Source organism: Rhodoferax antarcticus ANT.BR (assembly GCF_001938565.1).
GTDB classification, from domain to species: Bacteria; Pseudomonadota; Gammaproteobacteria; order Burkholderiales; family Burkholderiaceae_C; genus Rhodoferax; species Rhodoferax antarcticus.
Window position 1 is genome coordinate 199006 of record NZ_MSYM01000018.1, and the last position, 21469, is coordinate 220474.

18 protein-coding genes and 1 pseudogene are annotated in these 21469 nt (G+C 58.7%); 4 read left to right on the plus strand and 15 right to left on the minus strand.

What is annotated here, in order from left to right; translation table 11 throughout:
• Positions 1-120 precede the first annotated feature (120 nt).
• Entirely contained in the window at positions 121-696 is a 576-nt protein-coding gene (locus BLL52_RS17125; protein WP_075587861.1) for a hypothetical protein, read from the minus strand.
• Positions 697-1025: 329 nt separating this feature from the next.
• On the opposite strand from BLL52_RS17125, the gene BLL52_RS17130 reads away from it, so the two are divergent.
• Positions 1026-3146, plus strand: a complete 2121-nt coding sequence (locus BLL52_RS17130) for an AsmA family protein (RefSeq protein WP_075587862.1) — start codon at positions 1026-1028, stop codon at positions 3144-3146.
• A gap of 30 nt (positions 3147-3176) precedes the next feature.
• Here the strand turns inward: BLL52_RS17130 and BLL52_RS17135 are convergent, their stop codons facing one another.
• From BLL52_RS17135 to BLL52_RS17150, 4 genes are all read right to left on the minus strand, one after another.
• Complete coding sequence (locus BLL52_RS17135) at positions 3177-4274, minus strand: sodium ion-translocating decarboxylase subunit beta (protein WP_198930650.1); 1098 nt, start codon at positions 4272-4274, stop codon at positions 3177-3179.
• Positions 4275-4409: 135 nt separating this feature from the next.
• Positions 4410-4811, minus strand: coding sequence for a biotin/lipoyl-containing protein (locus BLL52_RS17140; protein ID WP_075587863.1), 402 nt, complete (start codon positions 4809-4811; stop codon positions 4410-4412).
• 14 nt (positions 4812-4825) lie between these two features.
• A complete protein-coding gene (locus tag BLL52_RS17145) occupies positions 4826-5149 on the minus strand; it encodes a hypothetical protein (protein ID WP_075587864.1) in 324 nt (107 codons plus the stop codon).
• 25 nt (positions 5150-5174) lie between these two features.
• Positions 5175-6728 carry an acyl-CoA carboxylase subunit beta gene (locus tag BLL52_RS17150; protein ID WP_075587865.1) on the minus strand — a complete coding sequence of 518 codons (1554 nt, stop codon included), beginning with the start codon at positions 6726-6728 and terminating at the stop codon, positions 5175-5177.
• A 199-nt stretch (positions 6729-6927) separates the two neighbouring features.
• On the opposite strand from BLL52_RS17150, the gene BLL52_RS17155 reads away from it, so the two are divergent.
• Complete coding sequence (locus BLL52_RS17155; RefSeq protein ID WP_075587866.1) at positions 6928-7698, plus strand: YdcF family protein; 771 nt, start codon at positions 6928-6930, stop codon at positions 7696-7698.
• Positions 7699-7714: 16 nt separating this feature from the next.
• Here BLL52_RS17155 and BLL52_RS17160 read toward each other — a convergent pair.
• Positions 7715-9014: pseudogene (locus BLL52_RS17160) on the minus strand (hemolysin family protein).
• Between the two features lie 24 nt (positions 9015-9038).
• On the opposite strand from BLL52_RS17160, the gene BLL52_RS17165 reads away from it, so the two are divergent.
• Positions 9039-9893, plus strand: coding sequence for a symmetrical bis(5'-nucleosyl)-tetraphosphatase (locus BLL52_RS17165; protein WP_075588028.1), 855 nt, complete (start codon positions 9039-9041; stop codon positions 9891-9893).
• 3 nt (positions 9894-9896) lie between these two features.
• On the opposite strand, the gene BLL52_RS17170 is transcribed toward BLL52_RS17165, so the two are convergent.
• From BLL52_RS17170 to guaD, 4 genes are all read right to left on the minus strand, one after another.
• Positions 9897-11336 (minus strand): DEAD/DEAH box helicase, encoded by a 1440-nt coding sequence (locus BLL52_RS17170; RefSeq protein WP_075588029.1) that lies wholly within the window; start codon positions 11334-11336, stop codon positions 9897-9899.
• A gap of 136 nt (positions 11337-11472) precedes the next feature.
• Positions 11473-12348 (minus strand): KPN_02809 family neutral zinc metallopeptidase, encoded by an 876-nt coding sequence (gene ypfJ, locus BLL52_RS17175; RefSeq protein WP_075587867.1) that lies wholly within the window; start codon positions 12346-12348, stop codon positions 11473-11475.
• A gap of 16 nt (positions 12349-12364) precedes the next feature.
• Positions 12365-12937 carry a dCTP deaminase gene (gene dcd, locus BLL52_RS17180; protein ID WP_075587868.1) on the minus strand — a complete coding sequence of 191 codons (573 nt, stop codon included), beginning with the start codon at positions 12935-12937 and terminating at the stop codon, positions 12365-12367.
• A gap of 201 nt (positions 12938-13138) precedes the next feature.
• On the minus strand, positions 13139-14452 hold the full coding sequence (gene guaD / locus BLL52_RS17185; RefSeq protein WP_075587869.1) for a guanine deaminase: 1314 nt from the start codon (positions 14450-14452) through the stop codon (positions 13139-13141).
• Positions 14453-14520: 68 nt separating this feature from the next.
• On the opposite strand from guaD, the gene BLL52_RS17190 reads away from it, so the two are divergent.
• On the plus strand, positions 14521-15066 hold the full coding sequence (locus BLL52_RS17190) for a queuosine precursor transporter (protein ID WP_075588030.1): 546 nt from the start codon (positions 14521-14523) through the stop codon (positions 15064-15066).
• Between the two features lie 44 nt (positions 15067-15110).
• Here the strand turns inward: BLL52_RS17190 and BLL52_RS17195 are convergent, their stop codons facing one another.
• The 5 genes from BLL52_RS17195 to BLL52_RS17215 all read right to left on the minus strand — a co-directional run bounded on the left by BLL52_RS17195 (position 15111) and on the right by BLL52_RS17215 (position 21109).
• On the minus strand, positions 15111-16151 hold the full coding sequence (locus BLL52_RS17195) for an adenosine deaminase (RefSeq protein WP_075587870.1): 1041 nt from the start codon (positions 16149-16151) through the stop codon (positions 15111-15113).
• A 147-nt stretch (positions 16152-16298) separates the two neighbouring features.
• The gene (locus BLL52_RS17200; protein ID WP_075587871.1) at positions 16299-17471 is read right to left on the minus strand and encodes a BMP family ABC transporter substrate-binding protein; all 1173 of its coding nucleotides are present in this window, start codon (positions 17469-17471) and stop codon (positions 16299-16301) included.
• Between the two features lie 80 nt (positions 17472-17551).
• Positions 17552-18472 (minus strand): ABC transporter permease, encoded by a 921-nt coding sequence (locus BLL52_RS17205; protein WP_075587872.1) that lies wholly within the window; start codon positions 18470-18472, stop codon positions 17552-17554.
• Positions 18472-19539: an ABC transporter permease gene (locus tag BLL52_RS17210; protein ID WP_075587873.1), complete on the minus strand. Its 1068-nt coding sequence runs from the start codon at positions 19537-19539 to the stop codon at positions 18472-18474. Before BLL52_RS17210 ends, BLL52_RS17205 begins: the two co-directional genes overlap by 1 nt.
• Positions 19532-21109, minus strand: coding sequence for an ABC transporter ATP-binding protein (locus tag BLL52_RS17215; protein ID WP_075587874.1), 1578 nt, complete (start codon positions 21107-21109; stop codon positions 19532-19534). The genes BLL52_RS17210 and BLL52_RS17215 overlap by 8 nt, the downstream gene beginning before the upstream one ends.
• Positions 21110-21469: the final 360 nt, after the last annotated feature.

Sequence of the window (21469 nt, forward strand, 5' to 3'; positions counted from 1 at the left end):
TAATGAGAAGGTCGGGTGTTCGATTCATCTCTCCGGCACCAAATGAAGAGGGGATAACTGTTATGGTCATCCCCTTATTTTTTCACTTTGTCGGTACGTAGTAGTCGACTAGGTACTATCTTACGGCGACGTGTTATTCAAAGTTCGCGTTTCGAGGTCAAGGTATAGCCTGTAGCCGCCCATGCTCTCCAGGCCCCCTTTCATAATCCTGACTCTCTTACAGAGTAGTGGTGCGATTCGCGCCCAAAGATTTTGCTCCACCACTCGACTACCCGACACCTTTAGGATCAGTTCGGTGGACTTTCTAGGGATTGGATAACGGCCCGCCCATTTAATGTATGGAGATAGCCGGGACAAAAACATGATCTTATCGGCAGTGAGAGCCAATTCGCCACATTCAACTCGCGTAGCCAGCGCTTCGAGCTTATGAACATAGCAATCGCGGGGCAATGCGGGTTTCTGGCCGGTCTTTAGGCGTACCAACACAATGAAACCTTTAAGGAGGTTTTCGAAGGCTAGTCCAAGCAATAATTGATGTTCGGAAAGAAATGAAAGTGTCGGCTCATCATCTTGGGCTGGATGCTTTTCCCGGTCGAGTCGTTCGGCTGCAGCGTGCAACCCCGTCGCTTGAATGAACCAACCGCCAGAGCTCTCCTGACTGGCGAGGAAGGAGCGTTCTTTATAAGCAGTGTCCATTTGTAAATTGACAAAAATTGGAGGCCAACGGCGAGATTCTCGGCACGGCACGGTTTCGTCGCGCAGCCTGCCGTTTGGTTAATAGAAGACGGCCGAAATTCGATGCCCTTTTTGAAAGGGAGTTTAGTCGACAGGCCGCAAGTTCCTGACGTTTGGCACAGCATTAGCGCAACTTCCGGCCATAGATTGACTTTTCCGGCCGCCAATCCCATGAAGTTCAAGCGTCAGGGTTCTAGTCCCGTGTTACAAGCTGGACGCATGGCAAGACAGGCGCCTCCTAGAATGGCCTAAGGCCCAGACGGTGTGTGTTTTGGGCAAGGAGGTTTGGCATGAAGGCGCTTCGCATCGTGAGTATCCTGGTAGGTTTGATCGTGGCCTTGTTGGTCGTGGGGGCTGTCGTGCTCTACGCAGTCTTCGACGGCGAAAAAATCAAGTCTGAATTCAGCCGCGTGGTGCTGGAGCAAACACAGCGCAAACTGGTGATTGCGGGTACCCCAAAGCTGTCTGTTTGGCCCAATGTGGGTATTGCCTTGCAGGGCGCCACGCTGTCTGAGCATGCCAGCGACGCGCCTTTTGCCTCGCTAGATTCTGCGCGTATCTCCGTGGCGGTGATGCCGCTGCTGTCGCGCCAGGTGCAGGTACGCGCGCTGGAATTGGATGGACTGAAAGCCACGGCCATCAAAAACAAGGATGGCAGCCTCAATATTGCTGACCTTCTGGGCCAGGACACAGTTAAAGCGAACAGCCAGGCAGCCGACGGCCCGCAAGGTGATGCTCAGCCTTTACAGATCGACGTGAATTCCATTCGTCTGGCCAATGTCCAGTTGACCTGGCGCGACGATAAAGCTGGCACGCGCACCGATGTGTCCAATCTGTCACTCAGCACCGGCACGGTGCGGGCCAATTCCGCCAGCCAGACCGCCAGTGTTGACAAGCTGCTTTTAACGATTGACGGAAAAACTGACGGCCAAGCATTTGAGCTGAAGCTGGATGCGCCGCGGCTAAACCTGTCACCGCAACAGTCCAGTGCGGACGTCATCAACCTGTCAGCCACCCTGAATGCGGCAGCACGCAAGGCCGACGTTAAGTTGACGCTGAACGGTGTGCAGGGCAACGCCGGGAAACTCAGTATTAACACCCTGAGCGTCAAAATGGACGCGAAGACGGGCGACAGCAGCGTTAAAGGTGAGCTCACGTCGCCTGTGGCGGTAAATTTGGCGAAGCAGTCTGTGGCTTTGAGCAAATTGACCGGCAACCTGGACATCGCCAATCCTGCCATGCCGATGAAAAAGGTGACGCTGCCGATCCAGGGCGCGCTGCAGTTCAACGGCAAGGCGCAGACCGCCACGCTGGACCTGAGTACCCAGTTCGACGAGTCAAAAATTGTGGCCATTGTCAACGTCGGCGAGTTCAACCCACTGACCTTGGCGTTTGACCTGAACATCGACAAACTCAACTTCGATCAGTACCTGCCACCAAAAAAAGCCACAGAGGTTGCAAGCAACGGCGCGGGTGGTGCGGGTGGTGCGGCCACGCCAGACGCGCTCCTCGACCTGGCTGCCCTGAAGGGTCAAACGGTGGTTGGCGCGATACGCATCGGCGCGGCGCAAGTGTCAAACCTCAAGCTCGACAAAATCAAAGCCCGTATCACTCTGGCAGATGGCAAGCTGGACGTAGCGCCGCTTTCCATGAATTTGTATGGGGGCAGCGCCAACGGCAGCCTTAGCGTCAGTGCCAATGGCAACGTCATTTCCGTCAAACAGACCTTGGCTGGCATCAGCATCAACCCGCTCATGAAAGATCTGATGGACAAAGACCTGCTGGAAGGGCGCGGCAATGTGGCGCTGAACATTACCACCCATGGCGCCACAGTGGAGGCCATGAAGAAGGCGCTGGGCGGCACGGCGTCGCTGAGCCTGCGCGACGGTGCCATCAAGGGCATTAACTTGGCCCAGACATTGCGCGACGCAAAGGTGAAGCTCGGAATGGCAGACAGCACCCAGGCGGCGAATGCGAGCCAGAAGACTGACTTTACAGAGTTGGCCGCATCCTTCAAAGTCGCCAACGGCGTGGCGCGTAACGACGACCTGAGCATGAAGTCACCCTATATCCGCCTTGGCGGCGCGGGTGATATCGACGTGGGCAACGACCGGATGAACTATCTGGCCAAGGCCACCGTGGTGACTAGCGCCATAGGCCAAGGCGGCGCCGGTCTGGGACAGCTTAAAGGGCTGACGGTGCCGGTGCGTGTGAGTGGTGCCTTTGAGAGCCTGAGCTACAAAATTGAATGGGGCGCCATGCTGGAAGACGCCACTAAAGCCCAGGTTGACGCGAAGAAAGCCGAGCTCAAAGCCAGGCTCGACGAAAAGGTGGACGAAGCCCGCACCAAGGCTGAAGATGCACTTAAAGACAATGGTTGGGACAGGCTCAAAGGCCTGTTTGGGCGGTGATTCGAAGCAGTGTGGTACAGGGCGTTTCGCCTAACGAAGCACGCTGATAAAGGTCCCGGCGATGATCGCTGAGGTGATCACTCCGCTGATGTTCGCCCCAAGCGCCTGCGGCAGGATGATGGCCGACGGATTGGCTTCAGTGGCAATTTTTTGTACCACCTTGGCCGTGGTGGGAACGCAACTCACACCGGCAATCCCAATGATCGGGTTGAACTTTTTACCCGTGGCAAAGTACAAGATGTAGCCACCGCCCAGGCCGCCCAGGGCGGAAATAAGCAGCGCCAACATGCCCAGCAGCAGCAGCTTGAGCACCACCGGGTCGAGCAAGGTACTGGCTTCACAAAGCACACCCAGCGTCAGGCCAAGGAAAAATGTGGCGCCGTACAAGAAAGTTTCACTGAGCAGTTTGGTGAACGACTCCAGCCCGCTTTCACGCACAACAACACCCACAAACAGCGAGAAGAAAAGTGGCGCAGCCACTGGGAACAACAGGCACAACAAGGTGCAGGCCACCACCGCAAAAACCAGCTTTTGTGACCGGCTGATCTTCGGACCGCGGTCTGTTGACATGTTGATGCCGCGAATGTGTTTTGGCACCAGCCACTTGACCAAGTAAGGATAAAGACCATAGGTCAGGCCCAAATACAGGTAACCCACCACCGTGATGGGAACGAACAGGTCTTTGGCCAGAATCAGCGATGTGAACAGCACCATCGGGCCGTCGGCACCGCCAATCGTGGCCACAGAAGCAGCCTGGCCCGGCAACATACCCAGCCAGATGGCAACCGGAAACACGGCGAAGGTGCCCATTTCAGCAAACAGCGCAATGAACATGCTCTGAAACGGCCGGGCCATCACATAACCGACATCCAGCAGCACACCGATACCCATAAAAACAAAGCAAGCAATCAAGCCATTGCTGAAGGTCAGTGTGTAGATCGGCTGCAGCCAGTTGACCTGCAGGATGTTGACTAGATCCGTCGGGTTCGACATCAAAGGATCAATGAACAGTGTGCCGGCTTTGCCACTGTCTAGAAACATGACACCCGCGTTGATGGCAGACATGCCCAAGCCCATCGGGATCATCAGCAAGGGCTCCAGAACTCCACGCGATCCGAGATAAATCAAACAAAAAACCCAAAAAAATCAAAAAGATGCGCCCGTACATGACAGACGGGTCGGCTGCCACCAAGGTCGCGATGCCCTGAAACAGATTCAGAAAACTTAAATGTTCCATCGTGAGTTGCTCAGGCTGTGAGTTGGTTATTGAATGGTCAACAAGGGTTGACCACTCTCAACCACATCACCCGCACCAACCAGAATGCGCATGACAGACCCGGCCCGACTGGCCAGCAGATGGTTTTTCATTTTCATCGCTTCAAGCACCAGCAAGCTGTCACCCACTGCCACATTCTGGCCCACCTTCACATTAACTTGAATGATCACGCCACCCATTTGGGCGACCTCGTCGCCGGTGGCTGACGCGCTGGCAGGCGCAGCAACAGGTGTCGGTGCCCGGGCGGGCATGGCAACCATTGGCGCTGACGCATCCGCCGACGGCATGGGCTGCACCTGTCCGGCTGTAGGCGTTGTGCCAGGCGTCATTTCCAACACGGCCACATCGTATTCGCGGCCATTAACAGTAACTTTAAACAATCGGGTCATGGTGGGTTCCTGTATCAACGAGGGGGCCGCTGGAATCCGGCGTGTGAGTGCTGGGCTGCCCGGCCTTGGCTCGACCAAGTTCGGTTGGTGGGTGCAATATGCAAAATATGGTGAGGTCCAATCACCGCGAAGATGGCCGCTGACAGTGCCGCCACATCTTCATCCAGAATGCCAAAGGACACCGGGCAAACTTCGCCTTGGGGCACTGACTTGGCAGCTGCATCTCGCTCAAGCCGCCCCGTCACGAACACCAACAGCTTGATCAGCGCCGCCACCAACATGGCGACAACAATAGCGATGCCGTAAACCTGCAACGAAAAAAGAATGGGCTGATTCATCGTTTGAAGCCTTGCTGGTGGTCGACTAAAGCGGCATGTTGCCGTGCTTCTTGCCGGGGCGCAGTTCACGCTTGCCCAGCGTTTTGCGTAACGCCAGTGCGAGCGTCCATCGGGTATCTGCCGGGTCGATAACGTCAGTAATGTAAAAATTGGAAGCGGCAGCGTAGGGCGAGGCAAACTCGTCGCGATATTGCTGCGTCAACTCCGCTGCTTTGGCCTTGCCGTCCGCCGCTTCCTTGATTTCTTTTCGATAAAGAATTTTCACGGCGGCTTCTGCGCCCATAACCGCGATTTCGGCCGACGGCCAAGCGTAAACCATGTCGGCACGCATCTCCTGGCTGCACATGGCCAAGTAAGACCCGCCATAAGACTTGCGCAAAATGACCGTCAGCTTGGGCACCGTGGCAGAAGCAAACGCGTGCAGCATCTTGGCGCCGTGGCGGATGATGCCGCCGCGCTCTTCTTCCACACCGGGCAGGAACCCCGGCACATCCACCAGCGTAACCAAAGGAATGTTGAAAACATTACAGGTGCGAACGAAGCGAGCAATCTTGTCAGCCGCGTCCATATCCAACGCCCCAGCCATCACCATCGGGTTGTTAGCCACGATGCCGACCACCGCGCCAGAAATGCGGGCAAAACCCACGATCACGTTGCGCGCGAAACCGGCATGCACTTCCAGCAGCTCACCCCTGTCCACCAAACGTTGAATCACCGCGTGCATGTTTAGCGGTTCGGAAGAATCCCCAGGGATTAACGCCTTGATGTCCTGATCCACCATCTCGTCAATCGGCACCGACAGATCGTGCGGTGGGTCCTCGGTGTTGTTGGGCGGCAGGTAGGACAGCAGGTTTTTGACCAGAGCAATCGCATGCTGGTCATCTTCAGCAATGAAGTGCACATTGCCGCTGACTGACGCATGCATCTCTGCACTGCCCACTTCGTCCATGGTGGTGGTGCGCCCGGTAACTGCCTTGATGACTTCAGGGCCGGTAAGGAACATGTAGGCGTTGTGCCGGGCCATGATGACAAAGTCCATCAACGCTGGCGAGTAGGCTGCGCCACCGGCGCACGGGCCGAGCACCACCGCAATCTGCGGCACCACCCCAGAGAGCATGACGTTGTAATAAAACACATCGCCGTAGCCAGACAGCGCGTCGACACCTTCCTGAATCCGGGCGCCACCAGAGTCTTTGAAAGCCACCATGGGCACACCGACGCGCAGCGCGTGGCGCATCAGGCGCACGATCTTGCGCGCCTGCATTTTGCCCATGGTGCCGGCCAAGACCTGAAAGTCCTGGCTGAAAGCGGCCACCTGCATGTTGCCCACATAACCGGTGCCTGTGATCACACCGTCAGTGGGCAGCTCACGCCCGGCCATTCCGAACGACACGGCATTGTGGTGCGCGTGCATGCCCAGTTCCTGAAAGGAGCCATCAAGAAACAGGATGTTCACCCGCTCACGGGCTGACAACATGCCCTTGGCGTGCAGCGCTGCGAGCTTTTCAGGGCTGATATTCTGGATAATCTTCTCGCGCCGACGGCGCAAGGTGTTCATGGCTTCTAGCGATAAGGTCATTACGGTTCCGGTTTAGTTGCTTGGTCTGACACACCTTCAATCCGCTGAAGCGTCAAAGTCAGTGAATGATTCTGATGGGGGATTTATTTCGTTTCAGTATATCGCCGCACCTAAGCTATTCATTCCTAATGAATGCTTCGTTGACTTTGATCCGTGATCAGTTTTGTTCTGGTTTTCAACCCTCTTTGAATTGACCCCCATGTTTTTGGCTTCCAAACTTCTGGCCTTTTTAACCCAGCCCCTGGCTTGGGTGGCCTTACTCTTGCTGGCGTCTATGCTGCTGATCAGGGCCAGCCCACGCTGGGCCTTCCGGCTGGGTGCAATAGCCTTTGGCACGCTGCTACTGCTGGGTTGGGAGCCTTTGCCCAACGCAGCATTGCGCTACCTGGAGGCGCAGTATCCAGCGCCTGCGGGTGACCACCGCTGGCAAGCGCAGGTGGGCGTGATTGTATTGGGTGGCGCGCTGGAACCTGCCTACGTCTGGACGGTGCCAGGGCAAAGCGCCTTGAACGACGCCGCCGAGCGAATGACCGAAGTCGCCCCGCTGTTGCGCCGCTATCCGCACCTGCAGGTGCTTTTCACCGGCGGTGAGGGCGAGCTGTTTGGCTCAGGTTTGTCCGAGGCCGAGCGTGCACGGCAGTTTTTTCAGGCACAGGGCGTGCCACCCGACAAATTGCTGCTCGAATCAGATTCGCGCACCACTTTCGAAAACGCCATCCTGAGCAGACGGATCGCGGGTATTGACGCGACCAAACCCTGGCTGCTGATAACCTCGGCCTACCACATGCCGCGCTCGATGGCAGTTTTCCTGAAAGCGGGCTGGAACGTCACCGCTTACCCGGTGGATTTCCGCAGTGGACTGGCCACGCCGTGGTCGCAGTATTCGATGGATCAAGGCGTGAAAAGATGGCGCCTGGCCCTGCATGAGCTGCTCGGCCTGCTAGCTTACCGACTGGCTGGACGCGCCTGAAACACCCCCTGCGGGCTTAAGACGCTATCTGGATCTTGCTGGCCAACACCTTATCCACGCGTTTGCCGTCCAATTCAACCACCTCAAACAGCCAACTTTCGCAAACAATCTGGTCCCCCGGCTCCGGCAGATGGCCACTGACCGCCATCAACAGGCCCGCCAGGGTGTTGTAGCGGCCCCGATTCTCCGCAGGGAGGTCGTCGATATCCCAGGCGTGCCTTGAGCTCGTTGACCGGCATCATGCCGTCGAGCAGCCAACTGCCGTCCTCACGCAGCGTGGCCCAGGCTTCCGTTGGCAGGCCAGGATGTAACTCACCGGTAATGGCTTCGAGCAGGTCATGGGGCGTCAGCAACCCCTGCACCACGCCGTATTCGTCGACCACCAGCACCAGACGACCCACCTTTGCACGAAACTGTTCCAGCAGCTCCATGCCACTGAGCGTCTCGGGCACAAACACGGCAGGTTTCACATAGTCGGCCAACGTACCAAGGCTGTTCGCACCCAGTTCCAGCAAATGCGCCACACTGATCTTGCCAATCACATCGTCCAGCGACCCGCGGCACACCGGATACCAGGAATGGGATTTCTGCGCGCCGTCGGCCCCCACCTTTTGCAAGCTCTGGGCCACCGTCATGTTGGCGTCCAGCCAATCGACCTCGGCACTAGGGACCATCAGGGAAGTCAGGGGACGCAGATCTAGGCTAAACACGTTTTGCACCATCTGGTGTTCATGCTCCTCAATCACACCGGCATCGACGCCTTCTTCCAAGCTAGCGGCGATTTCCTCCTCGGTCATGGGGCGCGATGCGTTGGTGTCGATGCGCAGCAGTTTCAAAACGCCAGCGGTGGTGCCTGACAGCAGCTTGACGAAGGGGCCCGCCGCAACTGCCAGCCACAACATGGGCCTGGCGATCCAGCGTGATACTTGTTCTGGGTAAAGCTGACCAATACGCTTGGGGACAAGTTCGCCAAAAATAATGGTGGTGAAGGTGATGATGGTGACCACCAGCGCTGTCGCTGACACGGCAGCGGCCCCTTCAGCAATGCCCCAGCCCTGCAACCAAGACGCCAGCCCGCCGCTGAACGCTGCCTCGCCCACGATGCCGTTGAGCACACCAATGGAGGTGATGCCCACCTGAACCGTCGACAAAAACTGATTCGGGTCCTCCAGCAGTTTCAACGAGGCCTGGGCACCTTTGTCGCCGGCTTCAGCCATGGCGTTCAAACGCGACTTACGACTGGCAGCCAAAGCCAGTTCGGACATGGCAAAGACGCCATTGAGCAGCGTCAAAAAAACAATTAGCAAAATTTCCATGCAGGACAAACGACAATGAACAGCATGGCACTTTACCTGATTGGCGACGTGCAGGGCTGTGATGCTGCCTTGCAAACCCTGCTCGACAAGATCTCTTTTTCACCGAGCCGTGACACCCTGTTTCTTCTGGGCGATCTGGTGAACCGGGGGCCAGATTCAGTGGGTACGCTGCGCCGCCTGATGTCGTATGGCACAGCTTGCCAATGCATTTTGGGCAACCATGATCTGCACCTGCTTGCCACCGCCCACGGCGCGCGCAAGCCCAGCCGCAAAGACACCCTCTGTGACGTGCTGAACGCGCCCGACCGCTCAGCCCTGCTGGACTGGCTGCGCCAGCAACGCATGGCTATCCGGATGCAGCACTGGGGTAATGAGTATTTATTGGTTCACGCCGGCGTTCTGCCTGCGTGGAGTGCTACAAAAACCATTGCACTTGCCAACGAGGTTGAAACTGTTTTGCGCGGCCCCGATTTGCCAGACTTTTTGCACCAGATGTACGGCAACACACCCACTGGCTGGCATGACAGCCTGACAGGTGTTGACCGCTTGCGCGTTATCGTCAACGCACTGACACGGTTGCGCTTTTGCACGGCTGCCGGTGAGATGGAGTTTTCAGTGGCAGAAGGCGCAGATGCTGCGCCGCCAGGTTACCTGCCGTGGTACGACGTGCCAGGCCGTCAAAGTGCAGATGTGTGTGTGGCTTTCGGGCACTGGTCCACCGTGGGCTGGTTGGACAGACCCGATGTTTTAGCGTTGGACACCGGCTGCGTGTGGGGCGGCTCGCTCAGCGCTCTCAAACTCGGTCAGAGCGCTGACCCGGCCAGCCGGGAGTTGATTCAGGTTCGCTGCCCGCAGGCGCAAAAGCCTAGCGTTGACTAGCGTTTAAGCCGAAGTGAACAGCGCTGCGACCTTGCGCTTGGAGCGGATGTTGCCAGAAATAGAGCGCACCCCGGGGCGAACAGCTGCACCCTCCCAGGCGGGGGTTGCCTCGGGCGGCAGTGACGGCTCGTAGGGCTTGTCAAAAAACGGGTCCGCCGGTGCCGACCTGACACGCGGCTTGTAGTCGCTACGCTGTGCGCGGGGCGACCTGGCTGCGGCATCTTCACGCGGCAGGTTGCCCGACTCTTGCTGGTACATGCGCCGACCATCGTTGATATGACCTTGCTTGCGGATATCAGGCAGGTCTTCTTCGAACTCGATAGGTTCCAGGTCAATCTTGGTTTTGAGCAGTTTCTCAATGTCGGCCACAAGACGCATATCGCTCTTGGAGACAAAAGTCAACGCCAGACCAGACTGACCCGCGCGGCCGGTGCGGCCAATGCGGTGCACATAGTCTTCAGCGTGGAACGGAATGTCAAAGTTAAACACCGCAGGCACGTCCTTGATGTCCAGCCCACGGGCGGCGACGTCAGTGCAGACCAGCAAATCGACCTCACCCGATTTGAACGACTCCAGCGCTTTCAGGCGCTCATCCTGGCTTTTGTCGCCGTGTAGCGCGGTGGTTTTCAGGCCTTCACGCTCCAGCGAGCGCGCCAGGCGGGCACAGCCGAGTTTGCTGTTAACAAACACAAAGGCTTGCTTCAACTGGCGCTGGCGCAGGATCTGGTGCAACGCATGGCGCTTGTCGTCGTCACTGACGCTGTAAAAATGCTGCTCGACGGTGGAGGCTGTGGCGTTGGAGCGCGCCACTTCAATTGTTACCGGGTCTTGCAGGTAGCTGTTGGCCAGGCGCTTGATCTCGGGTGAGAACGTGGCCGAAAACAGCAAGGTGGTGCGTTGTTTGGGCAGAAAGCTCAGAATGCGCTGCAGGTCCGGCAGAAAGCCGATGTCCAGCATGCGGTCAGCTTCGTCCAGCACCACATACTCCACCTGATTCAGCACGCAGTTTTTGGCTTCAATGTGATCCAGCAGCCGCCCAGGGGTAGCCACCAGCACTTCAACGCCTTTTTTCAGCTCGGCGGTTTGCGGCTTCATGTCGATGCCGCCAAACACCACGGTGCTGCGCAGGTTGGTGTATTTGCCGTACAGCGCCACCTGCTCAGCCACCTGGTCAGCGAGCTCACGTGTGGGCAACAGCACCAAGGCGCGCACCGGGTGGCGTGCTGGCGAGGTGGAGGCGTTTTCATGCTTGAGCATGCGCTGCAGCAGCGGCAAGGCAAAAGCAGCGGTCTTGCCGGTGCCGGTCTGGGCAGCACCCATCACGTCACGCCCCTGCAGCACCACAGGAATCGCCTGGGCCTGGATCGGCGTCATGGTCTCGTAACCCATCTCAAACACAGCGCGGGCCAAGGGGTCGGACAACTGCAGTTGGGCAAAAGCCATGGGCAGTGTGTCGGCGGTCAATTCATTCGAGGTATCAGAGGTCAGGTCGGTCATTCAGAGCCAGTTTCAGTTGCTACCCATCCGATAGCTGGTGCAGCCCCACGACTTGGAGCAAACCCTCATTATCGCCCAAGCGTCAAAGTTGGCGCGCCGAGAAGGTATCGCAGCGCTTGACGTTGCCATTTGTCAAGCCATTCTCAAACCAGCGCTGGCGCTGGGCACTGGTGCCGTGGGTGAAGCTGTCAGGCACCACCTGGCCGGCGCCAGCGCGCTGCAGCGCATCGTCACCAATTTTGGCGGCAGCGTTCATGGCTTCTGCCACATCACCTGCTTCCAGCAACTGGCGCGATGCCTGCGCATGGTTGGCCCAGACACCGGCGAAACAATCAGCTTGGAGTTCCAGGCGCACGCTCAGGGCGTTGTACTCCACCTGGCTAACGCGACCGCGCATGTCGTCCATCTTGGCGCTGATGCCCAGCAGGTTTTGCACATGGTGACCCACCTCATGGGCAATCACATAGGCCTGGGCAAAGTCGCCCGGCGCACCCAGGCGGTTTTGCAGGGTTTCGTAAAAATCCAAGTCAATATAAACCGTGCGGTCAGCCGGGCAATAAAACGGGCCCACGGCCGCTTGCCCGGCACCACAGGCAGTTGATGTCGTGCCACGAAACAGCACCAGCTTGGGCTCCTGATAGGTGCCACCGGCCTGGGTGAAAACATCTTTCCAGACATCTTCGGTATCTGCCAGCACGGTGGAGACAAAGCTGGCCATGCGGTCATCCGCCGGGGGGCGCTGCGCGGGTGCAGATTGGGTTTGCGGCGCCGGGTTGCCGCCGCTGAGCAGGCTCAACACCGTCATCGGGTTGATGCCAAAGAAATACGACGCTACAAGGGCGATAGCAATAGAGCCAATACCAATGCTGCGTCCACCCAAACCACCACCGCCAGATGAGCCACCGCCGCTGCGGCGGTCTTCCACATTGTCTGACTGGCGGTTACCCTCCCATTTCATGAGGGTGCGCGCCGGCTCAAGCCTTGGGCAGCGTTACGCCGCGTTGACCCTGGTACTTGCCGCCGCGGTCTTTGTAGCTGGTTTCACACACATCGTCTTTGTCGCTCTCAAAGAACAGCACCTGCGCGCAGCCTTCACCGGCATAAATTTTGGCCGGCAGCGGCGTGGTGTTGGAGAACTCCAGCGTCACAAAACCCTCCCATTCGGGCTCAAACGGGGTCACGTTGACGATGATGCCGCAGCGTGCATAAGTGCTTTTGCCCAGGCAAATGGTCAGCACATTGCGCGGAATGCGGAAGTATTCCAGCGTGCGAGCCAGCGCAAAGCTGTTGGGCGGGATGATGCAAACCTCTTCGTTGAAGTCAACAAAGCTCTTCTCATCAAAGTTCTTCGGGTCCACCACCGTGCTGTGAATGTTGGTGAACACCTTGAATTCAGGCGCGCAACGGATGTCGTAACCGTAGCTACTGGTGCCGTAGCTGATGATTTTGTTGCCGTCGCGCTGGCGGATCTGGCCGGGCTCGAAGGGCTCGATCATGCCGGTGGTTTCGGCCATGTGGCGAATCCATTTGTCGCTTTTGATGCTCATGAGAATTCTGGTTCCTGTGGGGATGGCGGATTGTAAGCAGGCCTAAATTCCTGGCAGGAGAAGCTTTCCCCGTTGTCTGAGGTATCAGCGCGCCAAACACCACTTTTTGACACAAGGGCAGCACTCGAAAATTATCTCATGAATACTACTAAAGTTATAGCTATCAGCGCTTAATCCATAAGGGCTAGAGGTCTAAAAGGCTTATGAAATCACGGTCTGCGCCACCAGCCGGTCATCACCCAACACAATCATCGCAAACAGCAGCTCGTCCAGGCTGCTGGCTTGCGCGGTGCGGCGTGCAAGCAGCGGCGTGGCCTGCGGGTTGAGCAGCACAAAGTCCGCCTCGCAGCCCGGCTGCAGGTTGCCCACCACACCGCCCAGGCCCAGCGCCTGCGCCGCGCCAGCGGTGTGTTGCCACCAAAGGTGCTGGGGCGACAGCGACAAACCCGTCTTGGTCTGCCCAACGCGGCCCACGTAGTAAGCCGCCAGCATGGTGTGAAACGGGCTGAAACTGGTGCCACCGCCCACATCATTGGCCAGGCCGTACTGGAAACCCACGCGGTCGGCCCCGGCGTAGTCAAAAAAGCCACTACCCAGAAACAGGTTGCTGGTCGGGCAGACGGCCGCCGCAGCACCGCTGTCACGCATCAGCGCCCGGTCGGCATCGTCAAAGTGAATGCAATGCGCGTAGATAGCGCGCTGTCGCAGCAGGCCAAAGTCGGCGTAGGTGGACAGGTAACTGCTGAAGGCCGGAAAAAGATCCCGCGCCCAGGCAATTTCTTCGTGGTTTTCCGCCACATGGGACTGGATCCAGACACTCGGGTAACGCGCCGCCAGTTCGCCCGCGCCGCGCAACTGGGCGTCTGAGCTGGTGGGCGCAAAACGCGGCGTGATGGCGTAGCCCAGGCGGTCCACGCCGTGCCAGCACTGCAACAAGGTTTCGGAGTCGATCAGACTTTGCTCGGTGGCGTCCGAGCCGCCGGGCTGGGAGGACTGGTTCAGCAGGTCGGGCGGTGCGTGCCGGTCCATCAGGCACAGGCCGGTGATCAGCCGCAGGTGTTGGCGTTGTGCCTCGGAAAACAAGGCCTGCACCGAGGCCGGGTGCGAGGTGGCAAAAGTCAGCGCCGTGGTCACGCCGTTGCGCAGCATCTCCGCTACAAAGAATGTAGCTGCTTGCGCACAGTAGTCGGGGGCTGCAAAGCGATTTTCTTCTGGAAAGGTGTAATGCTCAAGCCATGGCAGCAAGCCCTCTGCAGGCGAACCGATGACGTTGGTTTGCGGGTAGTGGCTGTGCAAATCCACAAAACCCGGCGCGATGATATGCCCCGGAAAATGCTGCACCGGCACATTCGGGTAGCGCGCCGCCAGGCCACGGTACGGCCCCACGGCCTGCACCACCTGGGTGCCCTGCGCGTTTTGGTCCACCACCAGCAAGCCATCTTCTTCATAGACGGCGCTTTGGCCAGGATCACTGTGAGGCCGGAAATACAGGAGGGCAGATCGGTAGGCTTGCATCAGCCGCAGAGCTTAGCCAATTTGCCAGTAGCAGGCCTCGACGCATGCCGCGCGGCGATAATCGCCCGATGATTTCTTCAAGCCCAGCTCCTCTTTTGACCCTTTGGCGGCCGATTTTGGCCATGCTGGTGGTCATTGTTTCGTCTAATTACCTGGTGCAGTTTCCGATCAACGACTGGTTGACCTGGGGTGCCTTTACCTTCCCGGTGGCGTTTTTGGTTACTGACTTGACCAACCGCGCGCTGGGCAATGTGGCTGCCAGGCGTGTGGCCTTGGCCGGTTTTGCGGTTGCAGTGGTGGTGTCGCTGGCGCTGGCACCGTGGCGCATTGCGCTGGCCTCGGGCGTGGCGTTCCTTGTGGGCCAGTTGCTAGACATTGCGGCGTTTAATCGCCTGCGCACCGCGTCGTGGTGGAAGGCACCGCTGATTGGCTCGGTGGTGGCCTCCGTTGTGGATACCGCGGTGTTTTTCTTCCTGGCTTTTTACGGCTCGGACATGAACTGGCTGATGCTGGCCACCGGCGACCTGAGCATCAAATGCCTGATGGCTGCCCTGCTGCTGGCACCCTACCGGGCGATGCTGCCGCGGCTGCAACTCAGGGTGCCGGTGCGCTGATTGCCTAATCGGCAGCCCCGTGCTGCCAGCCAGCAGCACGCCCCCTATTCAAAGGTTTCAAACAGCTCGGCCAACTGGTCTTGGTAGGCCCGTTTGGCGGATGCATCTATAAAACTCGCCTCAAAGCTGTTACTCGCCAGTTGGAAAGCATTTTGTGCTGTCAGGCCCAGTGCGGCAAATGTCTGGGCGAAGTTCTCGTTGATGTAACCGCCAAAGTACGCGGGGTCGTCCGAATTGACCGTGGCGACCAAGCCCGCCTGCAGCATCGCACCCAGGTTGTGTTGCGCCAGACTGGGAAACACTCTTAACTTCAGGTTGGACAGCGGGCAGACGGTGAGCGGCACTTTGTCGCGGGCCAAGCGCGCCACCAGCGCCGGGTCTTTCATCGCTTGCACTCCATGATCGATGCGTTCGACTTTAAGAGCATCCAGCGCGGCCCAGATATAGGCTGGCGGCCCTTCTTCCCCGGCATGGGCCACCAGGTGCAGCCCCAGGCTACGCGCCTTGGCAAACACCCGAGTGAACTTTTCTGGTGGATGCCCCAGCTCGCTTGATGCCAGTCCGACGCCCACCAGCTTGTCAAGATGGGGCATGGCTTGCTCCAGCGCTTCAGACGCTTCTTCTTCGCTCAGATGGCGCAGAAAACAGAGGATGAGACTCGCGCTGACGCCCAACTGCTGCTGTACGTCGACGCAGGCGCGGTGCAGGCCGTTGATCACCGTGTCGGCGCTCACACCATGCCCGGTGTGCGTCTGGGTGTCAAAAAAGATCTCGGTATGCAGCACCCGGTCTGCTGCGGCACGCTGCAGGTAGGCCCAGGCCATGTCGTAAAAGTCCTGCTCGGTACGCAATACCAGCGTCCCTGCGTGATACACGTCCAGAAACGCCTGCAGGTTGCCAAACACATAGGCACGTTTGAGAGCCGCAACATCTGCATACGGCAAGCTCAGGCCATTGCGCGCAGTCAGCGCAAACATCAGTTCGGGCTCCAGCGAGCCTTCAATGTGCATATGCAACTCAGCCTTGGGCATCCGCTTGAGCAAGTCTGGCAGGCGCTCAGCGCTAACTGGTTTGACAAGGGTCATGATGAATTTGAGCGTTTTGTACAGCGCTCAGTCTAGCGGAGCGAAGGTGCCGCATTGGCAGGGCAGCCTGGTGTCCGACCAGGGTCTATCAGCAGCAAACACCCAAAACAAAAGCCGCCCAAAGGCGGCTTTTTATGCCAGCTGAGCTTATTTGCTGCCAGGCACCTTGCCTTCCACGCCCTTGACGTAGAAGTTGATACCGCTCAGGAACGTGTCGTCAGCCACGGCGTCTTTGGCCAGCACTTCCTTGCCCGCGTTGTTCTTCAAGGGGCCTTTCCAGATGGCAAACGAGCCGTCTGCCAGACCCTTCTTGACTTCTTCCACCCGGGCCTTGGTCTCAGCGGGCACGTCTTCGGCGATGGAGACGATATCAATCGCGCCCTCTTTCACACCCCACCAGCTGTGTGAGCCTTCTCCCGCCTTCCAGCTGCCATCCAAGACCTCATTGGTGGTCTTGACGTAGTACGGGCCCCAGTTGATCACGGCAGAAGCCAGATGCGCTTTGGGTCCGTAGGCGGTCATGTCGGAATCCCAGCCAAAGGCGCGCTTGCCCTTGGCTTCGGCGGTCTTCAGCACCGCAGGGGAGTCGGTGTTCTGGAACAGCACGTCAGCACCGCCATTGATCAAGCTGGTGGCAGCTTCGGTTTCTTTCGGCGGGTCAAACCAGCCGTTCACCCAAACCACCTTGGTCTTGATCTTGGGGTTGCTGCTTTGCGCGCCCAGGGTAAAGGCGTTGATATTGCGAAGTACTTCAGGAATCGGCACCGAGCCCACCACGCCCAGCATGTTGCTCTTGGTCATAGCGCCAGCAATCACGCCAGCCATGTAGGCACCTTCGTAGGTGCGGCTGTCGTAGGTGCGCATGTTGTCGGCTTGTTTGTAGCCGGTAGCATGCTCAAACTTGACGTCATTGAACTCGGCCGCCACCTTCAGCATGGGCTCCATGTAGCCAAATGTGGTGCCAAAAACCAGCTTGTTGCCTTGACCTGCCATGTCGCGAATGACACGCTCGGCGTCAGCGGACTCAGGCACGTTTTCCACAAAAGAGGTGACGATCTTGTCGCCAAACTCGGCTTCCAGGGCTTTACGGCCATTGTCATGGGCAAACGTCCAGCCGCCGTCACCCACCGGGCCGACATAAACGAAACCGATCTTCAGCGGATCTGGCTTGGCGGGTTCAGGGGCCGATACCACCGGGGCGGGCGCAGGTGCAGGCGCGGGCGCCGGCTCCTCTTTTTTGCCACAGCCCACCAACGCGGCGGCGGCCACGGCGGAGAGTGCAGCCGCTTTGAGCAGCGTACGTTTTTGCAGATCAGTCATGTGAATTCCTTACTTAAGGGGGTTACGACGGGTGAAACAAACAGTGATTATGAACGCAGAGCAGACCGTTTCGTCAAGGTTCAGCCCCCTGGATAAAACGGCTTGCCAATGCTGGCGGGCATGTTGATGCGAATCCACTGCGGGTTGCGCGAGATGATCGCCAGCACAAGAATGGTGGCCAGATACGGCAACATGCTCAAAAACTGGCTGGGTACATCTACGCCAATGCCCTGCAGGTGAAACTGCAACATGGTCACGCCGCCAAACAGGTAAGCACCAAGCAACACCCGTGCCGGGCGCCAAGTGGCAAAGGTGGTGAGCGCCAGCGCAATCCAGCCCTTGCCCGCTACCATGCCTTCCACCCACAGAGGGGTGTAGATGACTGAGATATAGGCACCCGCCAAGCCGCACAACGCGCCACCGGCCACCACCGCAGCCAAGCGGATACTGCGCACCGGGTAGCCCAGGGCGTGGGCCGACTCAGGGCTTTCGCCTACGCTGCGCATGATCAGGCCGCTGCGGGTGCGGTACATGAACCAAATCAGCGCCAGCGCCAACACCACCGTCAAGTACACCAGCGGGTGGTGTCTGAAGAGTGCCGGGCCAACCAGAGGAATGTCTGACAGATAAGGAATGGCGAACGAGGCACGCTGCGGAATTTTGGCCTGCACAAAATTGGTGCCCACAAAGGCCGAGAAACCGGTGCCAAACAAGGTGAGTGCCAATCCGGTGGCGTATTGGTTGGTGTTAAGCCAGATCACCAACACCCCAAAAATGGCGGCAAGCCCTGCGCCAGCGGCCATACCAGCCATAAAACCAAGCATATCCGAGCCGGTCGTCACGACCGTGGCAAACCCGGCAATGGCTGCGCACAGCATCATGCCCTCCGCCCCCAGATTGACGATGCCCACCTTTTCGTTGATCAACAGCCCCAGCGAGGCGAGTGCCAGCACCGTGCCGGCGTTCAGCGTGGCGGCCAATAACAGCGCATAAGACTCCATCATTTGCTCCTGTTTTTCTGCAGCACCAGCCGGTAGTTCACCAGCGTGTCACACGCCAAAAGGCTGAACAGCAGTAAACCCTGAAACACCCCGGTAAGTGATTTGGTCAGCCCCAAACGCGACTGCGCCAGCTCACCACCGATGTAAAACATGCTCATCAACAAGGCCGACAACACCATGCCCACCGGGTGCAGGCGCCCGACATAGGCGACGATGATGGCGGCAAAGCCGTAGCCCGCCGGTACATAGGTGGTGAGCTGGCCGATGGGCCCCGCCACTTCCAGCGCACCCGCCAGCCCAGCGGCGCCACCAGAGATCAACAACGCCGTCCACAAAGCCTTGCGCGACGAAAACCCGGCATAACGCGCTGCCGCTGGTGCCAACCCACCTACCTGCAGCGAAAACCCGGCACGCGTACGAAACAAAAATATCCACAGGCCAACCACACCCAACAACGCAAAAAACACCCCGATGCTGACCCGCGAGCCACTGAACAGGCGCGGAATACGCGTGACCGCATCGAACGTCTTGCTTTGCGGAAAGTTGAACCCCATCGGGTCCTTCCACGGCCCGCCCACTAGGTAACTCAACAGGTGCACCGCCACATACACCAGCATCAGGCTCACCAAAATCTCATTGGCATGAAAGCGGTCGCGCAACAAGGCGGTCATGCCCGCCCACAGCGTGCCACCGAGCACACCGGCGAGCAAAATAGGCACAACGATCCACGCGCCGGTGCCGGGCTCGGCCAGCAGCGCCACCCCGGCGGCAAAAATGGCCCCGATGATGTACTGCCCTTCGGCACCAATGTTCCAGACATTCGAGCGAAAACACACCGCCAGCCCCAGCGCGATGATCAACAGCGGCGTGGCCTTGACCAGCAACTCGCCCCAGGCGTAGCCGCTTTGAATCGGCAGCCAGAAAAACATCTGCAGCCCCTTGACCGGGTCTTTGCCCAGCGCGGCAAACATCAGCGTGCCAATCAGCACGGTGATCATCAACGCCAGCAGCGGCGAGGCGTAGGTCCAGACCCTGGATGGCTCGGGGCGCGCTTGCAGCTTAAGCATGGCCAGCCCCCTGCGCCGCGTCCACCGTGGCCGCCATTTCGGCCAGATGGGCTTGCACCTCAGGGTCCCACAGGCCGCTCATCCACTCGCCGATGGTCTCCACCGTGGCATCCGCTGCGGGTACGGGGGGCGACAACTGGCCGCGCGCCATCACATGCAGGCGGTCAGACACTTCAAACAGCTCATCGAGTTCTTCGCTGACCACCAGCACCGCGCAGCCTGCATCGCGCAGCGCCAGAATCTCGCCGCGAATCTGCGCCGCAGCGCCCACATCCACCCCCCAGGTGGGTTGCGACACGATGAACAGTGTGGGGTTGGCGTCAATCTCGCGCCCGACAATGAATTTCTGCAAGTTGCCGCCCGACAGCGAACGTGCCTCAGAGCGCGGCCCGCCAGCTTTGACGTTGAAGCGTGCAATGATGTCCGCCGCCTGCGCCTCCAACTGTTTGACGCGCACCCAGCCTCCGAAAAAGCCGGGGTAGGCAATGGCTTCTTGGCGCGTCAGCAACAGATTCTGCGCCAGCGACAGCGTCGGCACGGCACCGCGGCCCAAACGCTCTTCGGGCACAAAATGCAGACCCAACTCGCGCCGACGCCCTGGGTGCATGGCAGACACATCCACCTGGCCCATGCGTACACTCCCCGGCTTGGGTCGACTGTCTTCTCCGGACAACGCGCAAAGCAGCTCCTTCTGGCCGTTGCCTGACACGCCTGCAATACCCACCACCTCTCCCGCGCGAACTTCAAAAGAGATGCCCTCCAGATCCACACCAAACTGGTCTTCACGCGCCAAGGTGAGGTTGCTTACCCGCAGCACACTCGGGCCGGGGTCTTGCACGCGATGCGTCAACTGCGGCGGCTCGGCGCCAATCATCATGCGTGACAGCGACGCATTGCTCTCGTTGGCCGGATTGCAAACGCCGGTGACCTGGCCGCCGCGCAGCACCGTGCAGGCGTTGCAGAGCTCGCGAATTTCGTGCAACTTGTGGCTGATGTAGAGGATGCTGCAGCCCTCGCTGGCGAGCTTTTTCAGCACCACAAAGAGCTTTTCAACCGCCTGCGGGGTCAGCACCGAGGTGGGTTCGTCCAGTATCAACAGCTGCGGGTTGGTCAGCAGCGCGCGGATGATTTCCACCCGCTGCATCTCACCCACGCTCAAAGTGTGCACCGGGCGCACCGGGTCGATGTCGAGCCCGTACTCGGCGGCTTTGGCCTCGATGCTGCGGGTAACTTCCGCCAGACTCAGGGTTTTGCTCAGGCCCAGCCAGACGTTTTCAGCCACGGTAATGGTGTCAAACAGGCTGAAGTGCTGAAACACCATGCTGATGCCCAGAGCCCGCGCCTCTTGCGGGTTTTTGATGTGCACCACCTGGCCGTTAAACATCACCGTGCCTTCGTCGGGCTTGACCGAGCCGTAGATGATCTTCATCAACGTGGATTTGCCGGCTCCGTTCTCGCCCAGCACCGCATGGGTTTCACCTGGCAGCACCCTTAATGACACCTCGCTGTTGGCGACCACACTGGGGTAACGCTTGGTGATGCCGCTGAGCTGGAGTCTGGGTGGGGTCATGGGCGCAGGCACAGATTTTGTTTGAAAATGCCGAGAAACTGGGTTTGAACAACGACGTGAAGCGGAAGTGTATTGAATAAATGACGGCAGCTGATGCCCAACGCCATAATCAATTCAAGCAAGGACGATGCCACCAGTGGCAAGAATCTTGCCGAATCAAGACAGAACCCAGACGGAAAACTGCTTGCCCTGATACCTTCGGACAGCAAAATTTATCAACGAAAGTTGATGAGGGCCTGAATGCATGGCAAGGCGCGTTGCAAGGCAGTTTGGCCGCTTGTGAAGCGTCCCCAGCGGGGCCAGTTTGCTATCGTTTTGACGTCTCACTCGGTCATGGCAATCACAGTGATATTCCAACTA

What these genes read in the sequence shown, in the direction of transcription:
- BLL52_RS17195 (WP_075587870.1), bottom strand. Translation starts at nt 16,151, where the DNA reads ATGACCCTTGTCAAACCAGTTAGCGCTGAGCGCCTGCCAGACTTGCTC.
- dcd (WP_075587868.1), bottom strand. Translation starts at nt 12,937, where the DNA reads ATGAGCATCAAAAGCGACAAATGGATTCGCCACATGGCCGAAACCACC.
- BLL52_RS17205 (WP_075587872.1), bottom strand. Translation starts at nt 18,472, where the DNA reads ATGGAGTCTTATGCGCTGTTATTGGCCGCCACGCTGAACGCCGGCACG.
- BLL52_RS17200 (WP_075587871.1), bottom strand. Translation starts at nt 17,471, where the DNA reads ATGACTGATCTGCAAAAACGTACGCTGCTCAAAGCGGCTGCACTCTCC.
- BLL52_RS17215 (WP_075587874.1), bottom strand. Translation starts at nt 21,109, where the DNA reads ATGACCCCACCCAGACTCCAGCTCAGCGGCATCACCAAGCGTTACCCC.
- BLL52_RS17125 (WP_075587861.1), bottom strand. Translation starts at nt 696, where the DNA reads ATGGACACTGCTTATAAAGAACGCTCCTTCCTCGCCAGTCAGGAGAGC.
- guaD (WP_075587869.1), bottom strand. Translation starts at nt 14,452, where the DNA reads ATGCAAGCCTACCGATCTGCCCTCCTGTATTTCCGGCCTCACAGTGAT.
- BLL52_RS17210 (WP_075587873.1), bottom strand. Translation starts at nt 19,539, where the DNA reads ATGCTTAAGCTGCAAGCGCGCCCCGAGCCATCCAGGGTCTGGACCTAC.
- BLL52_RS17155 (WP_075587866.1), top strand. Translation starts at nt 6,928, where the DNA reads ATGTTTTTGGCTTCCAAACTTCTGGCCTTTTTAACCCAGCCCCTGGCT.
- BLL52_RS17150 (WP_075587865.1), bottom strand. Translation starts at nt 6,728, where the DNA reads ATGACCTTATCGCTAGAAGCCATGAACACCTTGCGCCGTCGGCGCGAG.
- BLL52_RS17145 (WP_075587864.1), bottom strand. Translation starts at nt 5,149, where the DNA reads ATGAATCAGCCCATTCTTTTTTCGTTGCAGGTTTACGGCATCGCTATT.
- BLL52_RS17190 (WP_075588030.1), top strand. Translation starts at nt 14,521, where the DNA reads ATGATTTCTTCAAGCCCAGCTCCTCTTTTGACCCTTTGGCGGCCGATT.
- BLL52_RS17165 (WP_075588028.1), top strand. Translation starts at nt 9,039, where the DNA reads ATGGCACTTTACCTGATTGGCGACGTGCAGGGCTGTGATGCTGCCTTG.
- BLL52_RS17130 (WP_075587862.1), top strand. Translation starts at nt 1,026, where the DNA reads ATGAAGGCGCTTCGCATCGTGAGTATCCTGGTAGGTTTGATCGTGGCC.
- ypfJ (WP_075587867.1), bottom strand. Translation starts at nt 12,348, where the DNA reads ATGAAATGGGAGGGTAACCGCCAGTCAGACAATGTGGAAGACCGCCGC.
- BLL52_RS17140 (WP_075587863.1), bottom strand. Translation starts at nt 4,811, where the DNA reads ATGACCCGATTGTTTAAAGTTACTGTTAATGGCCGCGAATACGATGTG.
- BLL52_RS17170 (WP_075588029.1), bottom strand. Translation starts at nt 11,336, where the DNA reads ATGGCTTTTGCCCAACTGCAGTTGTCCGACCCCTTGGCCCGCGCTGTG.